Annotated in this window: 11 protein-coding genes; 5 read left to right on the forward strand and 6 right to left on the reverse strand. The window is 72.9% G+C overall.

The genetic code is table 11. The features are described 5' to 3' along the window. The first annotated feature begins 175 nt into the window (after positions 1-175). From ACWCXX_RS28080 to ACWCXX_RS28090, 3 genes are read left to right on the forward strand one after another with little or no spacing between them, the layout of a single operon-like run. Positions 176-1,291 (forward strand): sensor histidine kinase, encoded by a 1,116-nt coding sequence (locus tag ACWCXX_RS28080; RefSeq protein ID WP_451131951.1) that lies wholly within the window; start codon positions 176-178, stop codon positions 1,289-1,291. A 16-nt stretch (positions 1,292-1,307) separates the two neighbouring features. Next, entirely contained in the window at positions 1,308-1,970 is a 663-nt protein-coding gene (locus tag ACWCXX_RS28085) for a response regulator (RefSeq protein WP_451131971.1), read from the forward strand. After that, entirely contained in the window at positions 1,967-2,824 is an 858-nt protein-coding gene (locus ACWCXX_RS28090; RefSeq protein WP_451131953.1) for a hypothetical protein, read from the forward strand. The genes ACWCXX_RS28085 and ACWCXX_RS28090 overlap by 4 nt, the downstream gene beginning before the upstream one ends. An 18-nt stretch (positions 2,825-2,842) precedes the next feature. Here ACWCXX_RS28090 and ACWCXX_RS28095 read toward each other — a convergent pair whose 3' ends face one another. From ACWCXX_RS28095 to ACWCXX_RS28105, 3 genes are all read right to left on the reverse strand, one after another. Then, positions 2,843-3,178 (reverse strand): hypothetical protein, encoded by a 336-nt coding sequence (locus tag ACWCXX_RS28095; protein WP_451131955.1) that lies wholly within the window; start codon positions 3,176-3,178, stop codon positions 2,843-2,845. A gap of 118 nt (positions 3,179-3,296) precedes the next feature. Continuing rightward, complete coding sequence (locus tag ACWCXX_RS28100) at positions 3,297-3,638, reverse strand: GNAT family N-acetyltransferase (RefSeq protein ID WP_451131957.1); 342 nt, start codon at positions 3,636-3,638, stop codon at positions 3,297-3,299. A 10-nt stretch (positions 3,639-3,648) separates the two neighbouring features. Beyond that, positions 3,649-4,629, reverse strand: a complete 981-nt coding sequence (locus tag ACWCXX_RS28105) for a pirin family protein (protein ID WP_451131959.1) — start codon at positions 4,627-4,629, stop codon at positions 3,649-3,651. Positions 4,630-4,749: 120 nt separating this feature from the next. Here ACWCXX_RS28105 and ACWCXX_RS28110 point away from each other — a divergent pair, with 120 nt between their 5' ends. Beyond that, positions 4,750-5,238, forward strand: coding sequence for a carboxymuconolactone decarboxylase family protein (locus ACWCXX_RS28110; protein WP_451131961.1), 489 nt, complete (start codon positions 4,750-4,752; stop codon positions 5,236-5,238). A 263-nt stretch (positions 5,239-5,501) separates the two neighbouring features. Here ACWCXX_RS28110 and ACWCXX_RS28115 read toward each other — a convergent pair whose 3' ends face one another. Beyond that, positions 5,502-6,128 (reverse strand): TetR/AcrR family transcriptional regulator, encoded by a 627-nt coding sequence (locus ACWCXX_RS28115; protein WP_451131963.1) that lies wholly within the window; start codon positions 6,126-6,128, stop codon positions 5,502-5,504. A gap of 117 nt (positions 6,129-6,245) precedes the next feature. Between ACWCXX_RS28115 and ACWCXX_RS28120 the strand changes: the two genes are divergently transcribed. Further along, positions 6,246-7,268 (forward strand): hypothetical protein, encoded by a 1,023-nt coding sequence (locus ACWCXX_RS28120; protein WP_451131965.1) that lies wholly within the window; start codon positions 6,246-6,248, stop codon positions 7,266-7,268. A gap of 190 nt (positions 7,269-7,458) precedes the next feature. Here ACWCXX_RS28120 and grpE read toward each other — a convergent pair whose 3' ends face one another. Together grpE and ACWCXX_RS28130 are read right to left on the reverse strand one after the other, a co-directional pair. Continuing rightward, positions 7,459-8,100: a nucleotide exchange factor GrpE gene (grpE, locus tag ACWCXX_RS28125; protein WP_451131967.1), complete on the reverse strand. Its 642-nt coding sequence runs from the start codon at positions 8,098-8,100 to the stop codon at positions 7,459-7,461. Next, positions 8,097-8,603: Hsp70 family protein (locus tag ACWCXX_RS28130; protein WP_451131969.1), on the reverse strand; the 507-nt coding region annotated here is incomplete at its 5' end. The genes grpE and ACWCXX_RS28130, both read right to left, overlap by 4 nt.

Here is an 8,603-nt window from a genome sequence, read left to right on the forward strand (position 1 = left end):
GGGGGCGCCCGGTCCCGACCGGCGAGGGACTGCACGGAGGCGCCGGGACCGGCGAACCCGACGGCGACGGCGACGGCGACGGCGACGGCGACGGCAGGGCGAACCCGAACCGGACGAATCCGTTCTCGTAGGCTGAAGGGCCATGGGGGAAATGGCAGGGGCAATGGCATCGGTCATGACGGGTCCGGTACTCGGTGGCCTTCCGGCACTCGCGGCGGCGGCGACCGTGCTCTGGGCCCTGGTCCGCCGCCGCACCGGCGCCCGCACCCGTCTGGCCCGCCCCACGGCGGTCTGCGCGTTGTTGTCCCTGGCGACCACCCTGACCGTCACCACGCGTTCGGGCTCCTGCTGGAAGCTCCCGGAAGCCGCTCTGCTGCTCCTCCTCATCGCGGCGGTGACGCGCTGGTCGCCCGTGCGGGAGCTGCGTGTCGCGGTTCCCCTCGCGGCCCTCGCGGTGGCCGTCTGGCCCGCGCGGCTGCTCGACGGCGGTTTCCTGGAACGTACGGGCGCGGCGTCGTTCTGGCTGCTCCCCGCGCTCGCCGCGGCGGCGATCGGCGCCTATCCGCGCCACATGGAGCGACGCCGGCGTACCGCGGTCGGGGAGGCCCGGCGCGCCCAGCGTCTGCAACTCTCGCGCGATCTCCACGACTTCGTGGCCCACGACGTCAGCGGCATCGTCGTGCAGGCCCAGGCGGCACGCTTCGTGGCGGCGACCGATCCGGGCCAGGCGGTCCTGGCCCTGGAGCGGATCGAGAGGGCGGGCCTGAACGCCCTGGAGACGATGGACCGGACGATACGCATGCTGGACGACGACCAGGGGGTGCCGGACGCGCCGTTCCATCCACCCGGGGTTCCTCGACTCGCCTCCCTGATCGACGATTTCACGGCCTCGAGCGGCACAACGGTCTGTCTCCACCTGCCGCCGGACGCGGCGGAGGCCTTCACGCGCGCGCGGGAGGCGAGCGCGGTGGCGTACCGCATCGTGGTCGAGGCACTCACGAACATCCGCAGGCACGCCCCCCGTGCTCCCCGCGCGGAAGTCCGTTTCACCTCCGTCCCCGACGGTGTGGAACTGCGCGTGACCAACGAGGCGTCACACGCCCCTCCCGGCCTCCGTGCCGATCCGCTGCACCGGGGCGGCGGGCGCGGCCTCCCCGCCCTCGCCGAACGCACCGAGGCACTGGGCGGCACGTTCGCCGCGGGCCCGTACGAGAAGGGCGGCTGGCGCCTCGTGGCAGTCCTGCCGCTGCAGACGACCAAGCAGACCGAACAGCCCGAGCAACCCCTGTGAAGGAACCGAAGTGACCATTCCCCCGACCCGTGCGGCCGCCCCCACCCGCATTCTCCTGGCCGACGACCAGGACGACATACGCGGCGGATTCCGGCTGATCCTCGACTCCCAGCCGGACATGACGGTCGTGGGCGAGGCGGCGGACGGTGCCACGGCCGTCGGTCTGGCCCGCGAGCTCCGCCCCGACCTGGTAGTCGCGGACATCCGCATGCCGGTCCTCGACGGCCTGGAGGTGACCCGCCGCCTGGCGGGCCCGGACGTGCCCGACCCGTTCCGCGTCCTCGTGGTCACCACCTTCGACCACGACGACTACGTCCGCACGGCCCTGCGGGACGGCGCCTGCGGCTTTCTCCTCAAACGCTCGGGCCCCGGCCTGCTGATCGAGGGGGTGCGGGCCGCCATGGCCGGCGACGTTCTCATCAGCCCCCAGATCACGGTCCGTCTCCTGCGGTCCCTGGTGGCGCCCGATCCTGCGCCACCACGCGGCCCCTCACCCCTCACCTCGCGCGAGGAAGAGATCACCCGCCTCGTCGCGGAGGGGCTGACGAACGCCGAGATAGGCGCGCGCCTCTTCATCTCCCCCGGCACGGCGAAGACGCACATAGCGAACATCCAGGCCAAGTTGAAGGTGCGCAACCGCGTGGGCATCGCGGCCTGGTCCTGGGAGGTGCTCTCTTGACCGGCGACCTCCTCCCCATGGGCCCCGCCCCGCGACGAGTCCCCGGGAAGGGCGACCTGGAGCCGCTGATGCGCTGCTACGGGTACCGCTTCGCGCGGACCGGGACGGTCAAGGGAACCGAACCCTCCGACGATCCCGCGGACGTCGCCGCGGCCCGCCGCGCGGGATGGCCGGTGCGCGAGCCCGAACGGTGGGGCGCCCCCGAGACCGTCGAACGCGCCGTCGCCGCGGCCGAGGTGCTGCACGAGGACACGGTGCTCGCGGCGTTCGTGGCCGGGCTGGGCAGCTCCCCGCGGGGGCGGCAGACGGTGATCTCCTACGGGTGGGCGCGGTTCCTCGGCACCGCTCCGCGGGACGGGCACGGGGTTCCCGACTGCGGACTGGGCCCGGTGTCCGAGGTCGACGTCACCGGGCAACTGTTGCGTCTCGCGCTCGGCTGGTCCTGGAACGAGCTGCCGGAGCACTACCTCCCGGACCTGGAGGCCGCAGCGGTACAGGGGCTGCCCCGGCCGCAGGAGGAGGACCGCGAACGGCTGCGCGCGCTGCTCGACGTGATCCGTTCGGTACCGGCGGGGACGAGGCCGGGCGAGCTGGAGAAGGAGGTCGCGCGGGCGAAGATCGTGCCCGGCACCGACAAGTACCAGCGTTACGGCATCCTCATCGGGCTCGCCGAGACGGGGGTGCTGCCCAGTCCGTCCCTGCCGCCGATGTGGGACCGGTTCGTCCCCACCGCCGAGCGGCACGCCGCGTCCCGCACCCTGCGCGGCGCACCGCGTTCGGACATCACCGTGCCGCTCGCGGGATGGCGCGGCGGCCTCGACGAACGGCGCGCCGCACGGCTGCTGGAGGCATGACAGCGGCCCCTGTCGGGTTCATGTGCCGCCCCGGGCACGGGAGTCCATCCGTCGGGCGGGCAGGTCGCACAGCCGGAAGGCCGCCGCTCGGGGAAGGGACGGCACGGCCACGTCGTACCGTTCCACGACGGGGACCGGGCGGGTCGTCGGCCCGTTCCGGGCGTCGGCCTCCGGGCGCCGCAGTCCGTCCCGGAACTCCTCGGCGGTGAGCCGGGTGAACTTCGACCGGGGCCGGGACTTCATGCGGGCGTGGTGGTCCCGGAGGCCGGCGGTGACGGGGCGGGCGAGGGAGGTGACGGTCCGGACCGCGAAGCCCGCCGCGATGACGCTCGCGCCTGTGGGCTTCCGGGACAAGAGCGCCCGCCGGCGGCGAGGTTCGGGCCGCGAAGCCGACGGGCCGGGGGCCGAGCCGTCCCGGCCGGCCCGCGTGGGCGGGGTCCGGCCGGGGCGGCGGAAGCGGTCGTGGGAGTGGTCAGTGCTGAAGGACGCTCTTCAGCCACTTCAGGACCTCGGGGGTCACCGGGTCGGTGATGTCGGCGAACTCGTCGTGCTTCTCGAGGAACTTCGCCACGTAGGGGCAGACCGGAACGATGCGCTTCCCCGAGGCGCGTACGTCGTCCAGGGCCTGCCGCACGAGTACCGAGGCCAGGCCCCGTCCCGCGAAGGCTTCGCCCGTTTCGGTGTGGTAGAAGACGCGCTGTTCGTCGCGGTCGCGGTACTCGGTGAGGCCGGCGGTCACGCCGTCGACCAGGATCTCGTAACGGTGCTCGGAGTCCACTCGCTGGACGACCGGAGCGGCGGCGGGCTGGGTCATCGTGGACCTTTCAGTGGTTCGTCGGGTTTTCGCGCGGTGCGATGCGGGCGTTGGGGAGGGCGGGGGCGGGGAGGCGGTCGCCGTCGTAGCCGTCGACCTCGCCGAAGCGGTCGGAGGCGTTCTGCCACGCTTCCCTGGCTTCGGCGATTTCTTCGTGGCTGCGGCCGATGAAGTTCCACCACATGACGATCCGTTCCTCGAACGGTGTCCCACCGAGCAGGATGACCCGCGCGGCGGAATCCGTCGTGTTCGTCAGCGTCAACGTGTCGTTTCCCGTGCCGAGGTATCCCAGCTCCGCCGGGCGCAGGGGCGTTCCGGCGACGTGGACGTCCCCGCGGTCGACGAGGACACCGTGCTCGAAGCCGGGGTCGACGGCGAGTTCGGTCGTCGAGTGCGGGTCGAGGAGGAGTTCGGCACCGAGCAGAGGGGTGAAGGTGTGCACCGGGGAGGTGGCTCCCGCCAGCGTTCCCAGGAACACCCTGATCTCGGCTCCGCCCGCCCGGACCGGGGCCGGGACGTGGTGCTGGAAGTCGCGTCCGGTGTGCCGGTGTTCCTCGGGGAGCACCACCCACAGCTGGACCCCGTGCAGGGTCGTGGTGCGGGCGGTGGAGACCTCCGAGTGGCTGATGCCGTGGCCGCCCGTCATGAGGTTCAGCTCGCCGGGCCTCACGAAGGCGTGGTTGCCCATGCTGTCCCGGTGCTCGATCTCCCCGCTGAACAGCCAGCTCACCGTCTGCAGACCGATGTGCGGATGGGGTGCGACGTCCATGCCCCCGGTGTCGGTGACGTCGTCGGGGCCGTAGTGGTCGGCGAAGCACCAGGCGCCGATCGTCGTCCGGGCCCGCTGCGGCAGCGTCCGCCGTACCGTCATCGCCCTCGGGCCGCCCAGCGGGACGTCCCGCGCGCCGAGGACCTCGATCCTCGGCTGGTGTTCACCGTGGTCGGAGGCCGTGCGGGGTGGTCCGGCGGGCTCCTTCTCGGCGTCGTTCATCACACGCCCCTCCCAAAAATGGTTTCATGTTCAATAATCATGCCCGATAGTAGGCCGATGCTCCGTCGGGCGCACGTCAGAACGAGCGAGAGCCGGGCACGTCCCGTGAAGGAGTCCAGGTTGAGTGAGACGGCAGCACGCCCCGTGAGCGAGCGGGTCTTCGTGGACAAGCAGAGTCCGAGCGCCTACCGCGCCCTGGTCGAGGCAGCCGGCACGATCCGCGCGGTCGCCGACGACGCGGGGCTGGACCGGGTGCTCGTGGAGCTGGTCAACCTCCGCGTGTCGCAGATCAACGGCTGCGCCTACTGCCTCGACGTGCACACCCGGGCCGCGTTGCGTGCGGGTGAGACCACCCGGCGCCTGGGCGTGCTGACCGCCTGGCGCGACACCGAGCTGTTCACGGCGCGCGAGCGTGCGGCGCTCGCCCTGGCGGAGGCGACCACCGAGCCCGCGGACGCCGTCGCGCAGGAGAGCGCCTACGACGAGGCCCGCCGGGTCCTCACCGACGACGAGATCTCCGCGGTGATATGGGTGGCGATCACCATCAACGCGTTCAACCGGGTCTCCGTCATGAGCAAGCACCCCGTGCGCGAGGCGCCCCGGCGGTGAACCCGTTTCCGTCCGGACGCCGGGACGCACGGCCGCATCCCGGCGTCCGGCCGGCGAAGCCCGCGCCGTACGCCTGACGGCCCCTTGCCGTCGGGCACGGCCAGGGGCTTTCCCGCGCCCGCGGGGCCCGACCCGTTCCGGACGGAGCCGGGGCCCGGCAGCCCGGAACACCCGGCCCGGCGGGACGCCCGCACCTCGCCGAGGAGGCGACGTGGCGGTCCAGGTGCCGCCCGCCGCCCCGGTGCCGGCCCGAGCGGCGGTTCTCAGGCCGGTGGTTCGCCCCGGCCGCGCACCAGCGGCAGGTACACCTCGTCGACGATCTCCACGAGGACCTCGTCGGGCGCCGCAGGCACCGCGCGCACGACGAATTCGTTGCGCAGCAGGACCATGGCCACGGTGGCGACCCGGGGGTGGAGCGCCTCGGGGGGAGCCTCCCCGCGGGCGACGGCGCGCCCCAGGATGGTCAGCCAAGGGGCGGCCGCGGCGTCGGCGGAGTTCTCCTGGAGCCGCGCCAGGAGTTCCGGGGCCCCCCCGGCGGCGGCGAGCAGTTCACGCAGGATCGCGCCGAGGGGGGAGCTCCAGTAGCGGTTCGCCTGGCGCAGCCACTCCAGGACGTCGCCGCGGAGCGTGCCGGTGTCGGGCGGCTGGACCGTCGTGGCCAGGTGTTTGTAGGCGGCGACACCGAGCGCGAGGCGGTTCGGCCAGCGGCGGTAGAGGGCGTTCTTGTTGGTCCCCGCGCGGGCGGCGACCTTGTCCATCGTCAGCCCGGCGTATCCGGAACCGGTGAGCTCGTCCGCGGCGGCGCGCAGGATCGCCTCCTCCAGGGCGGCGCCGCGGCGCCGCGTCCGCCCGGCGCCCGGCCGCGCCTGCCCCTTCGTCTCCTCCGCCATGGCACCTTCCCGCGCTCGATACCGCCCGTACCTTCCCATTCTCATTGCCGTCCTCATGCCACAGAAATTAGGGTACGGTCCGTACCGTAAATTTTCCGTGCGGAGAGGACGCGACGCATGCGCACCAGAGGCATCAGCTACGACACCGGTTTCGTCCACGGCGGGACCGTCGGGCACAGCGGTTTCGATCCGGAGGTGGTCCGGCGCGAGCTGCGCATCATCCGCGACGACCTGCACTGCAACGCGGTCCGCGTCATGGGCGGTGATCCGGAGCGGATCGAGATCGCGGCGGAGTGCGCCGCCGGCCTCGGTCTGGAGGTCTGGTTCTCCCCCTACCCGCTCGAACTGACCACCGACGAGATGCTGCCGCTGTTCGCCGACTGCGCCGAGCGCGCGGAGCGGCTCAGGCGGCGGGGGGCCGAGGTCGTCTTCGTCACCGGCGCCGAGCTGAGCCTGATGAACAAGGGGTTCCTGCCCGGTGACGGGGTGGACGAGCGGGTCGCGCTGCTGGCCGACCCGCAGCACGTGCGCGAGCACGTCGCCGGAGCCCGCGCCCGGGTCGCCGAATTCCTCGCCACGGCCGTGCCCCTCGTCCGCGGGCGCTTCGGCGGCAGGGTGACCTATGCCGCCGTACCGCTCGAAGGGGTCGACTGGTCCCTCTTCGACATCGTGTCCCTGGACCTCTACCGGTCGGCCGAGACCGCCGACCGGTTCGCCGAGGGCGTCCCCGGCCTTGTCGCGCAGGGAAAGCCGGTCACGATCACCGAGTTCGGTTCGGCCTCCTACCGGGGCGCCGGCGACAGGGGCGCCCGCGGTCTGGAGATCGTCGAGTACGACGAGGACACCCGTGCGCCCCTCCGGCTGACCGGGGAGTACGAACGCGACGAGGCCGGTCAGGCCGCGTACATACGCGAATTGCTCGAAGCGTTCGACGCCGGGGGCGTCGACGGCACCTTCGTGTTCACCTTCGCGCTCCGTGACCATCCGCACCGCCCCGACGGTGGCCCCGGCGAAGACCTGGACCTGGCCAGTTACGGCATCGTGAAGGTCTTCGAGGACCGTCTCGGGACCACCTACCCGGGTATGCCGTGGGAACCCAAGGCCGCGTTCGCCGCCCTCGCCGACTTCTACCGCGGCTGAGGGACCGCGCGGGACTTCCGGGCACTCCCCCCGGACCGCGCTCGGGCCGGTGCGCGGGACGCGTCGGACGTCCCGCGCACCGGCGGCCGTTCGCCCTGCCGGGCGTGATGGGCCCGGGATTCCCGGCCCGCGTCGGCGTACGGCCCACCGCACTCGGGCCCGTCCGGTGCTCAGGCGCCCAGCCCGGTGCTCAGCTTCCCAGCGGGGCCCGTCCAGGTCCGGGACCCGAGGGCGTTTCGAGTACGGGCCCTCGGGCGGGGGCGGGTCCTGTCACCACCACCTGGGCGGGGCGCAGGAGCTGGTCGCCGACCCGGTAGCCGTACCGCAGCACTTCGGTGCAGACCGCCTCGCGGGCCGCCCCGGAGGCGTGGAAGACGACCGCCTCGTGGGTACGGGGGTCGAAGGGCTCGCTCACCGTCCCGACGGTCCGCAGGCCGAGTGCCGCCAGCCGGTCCTCCAGCACCCCGGCGAGGGCCGCCGCGCCGTGGTCGTCGTTCCGCCTGCGGATCTCCTCCACGACGTCCAGGACGGGCAGCAGACCGGTGAGAACGTTGGCCACCGCGATCTCCCGTACCGCCAGGCGGTCGCGGCGCACCTGCTTGCGGTAGTTGTCGTACTCGGCCTTCAGCCGTTGCAGGTCCTCGGTCAGCTCCGCGATCCTCTCGCGCGCCCCCGCCCCGTCCGGCTGCGCGCCCTTCGGCTCCGTCCGACCGTTCCCCGCCGCATCCCGGCGTCGCCGGGGCGGGAGGCCGGCCGGAGCGGTCCCGCGCCAGTCGCGCACCGGTACGAGCGACCGCTCGCCCTGATGCCCGGGGTGCGGGTTCTCGCTCATCCGGTGTCTCCCTTCCGCTCGTCGTCGACGATCTCCGCGTCGACGACTTCGTCGTCACCGGCGCCCGCGCCTTTGGCCGTACCACTGCCGGCCGTGTCTCCCGCGGTGCCTTCACCGCCCTGGGTCTGCGCGTACAGCGCGGCGCCGATCCGCTGCGCGGCCTCCGTCGCCTTCTCGGTGGCGGTGCGAAGGCCCGCGGTGTCCTCGCCCTTGAGCTTCTCCTTGACCTCCGCCAGCGCGGACTCGGTCTCGGAGCGCACGTCCGCGGGAATCCTCCCCTCGTTGTCCCGGATCAGTTTCTCGGTACGGTGGACCAGGGTCTCCGCCTGGTTGCGGGTCTCGGCGGCCTCCTTGCGCTGCCGGTCCTCCTCCGCGTGCTGCTCGGCCTCGCGCACCATCCGGTCGATGTCGTCCTTGGGCAGCGAGGAGCCGCCGGTGACGGTCATCTTCTGCTCCTTGCCGGTGCCGAGGTCCTTCGCGGCGACGTGCATGATGCCGTTCGC

This window comes from Streptomyces sp. NPDC001732, assembly GCF_053596315.1.

Excerpts from the sequence above, each read along its gene's own strand:
- ACWCXX_RS28080 (WP_451131951.1), top strand. The coding sequence starts at position 176 with ATGACGGGTCCGGTACTCGGTGGCCTTCCGGCACTCGCGGCGGCGGCG.
- ACWCXX_RS28100 (WP_451131957.1), bottom strand. The coding sequence starts at position 3,638 with ATGACCCAGCCCGCCGCCGCTCCGGTCGTCCAGCGAGTGGACTCCGAG.
- ACWCXX_RS28105 (WP_451131959.1), bottom strand. The coding sequence starts at position 4,629 with ATGAACGACGCCGAGAAGGAGCCCGCCGGACCACCCCGCACGGCCTCC.
- ACWCXX_RS28115 (WP_451131963.1), bottom strand. The coding sequence starts at position 6,128 with ATGGCGGAGGAGACGAAGGGGCAGGCGCGGCCGGGCGCCGGGCGGACG.
- ACWCXX_RS28120 (WP_451131965.1), top strand. The coding sequence starts at position 6,246 with ATGCGCACCAGAGGCATCAGCTACGACACCGGTTTCGTCCACGGCGGG.
- grpE (WP_451131967.1), bottom strand. The coding sequence starts at position 8,100 with ATGAGCGAGAACCCGCACCCCGGGCATCAGGGCGAGCGGTCGCTCGTA.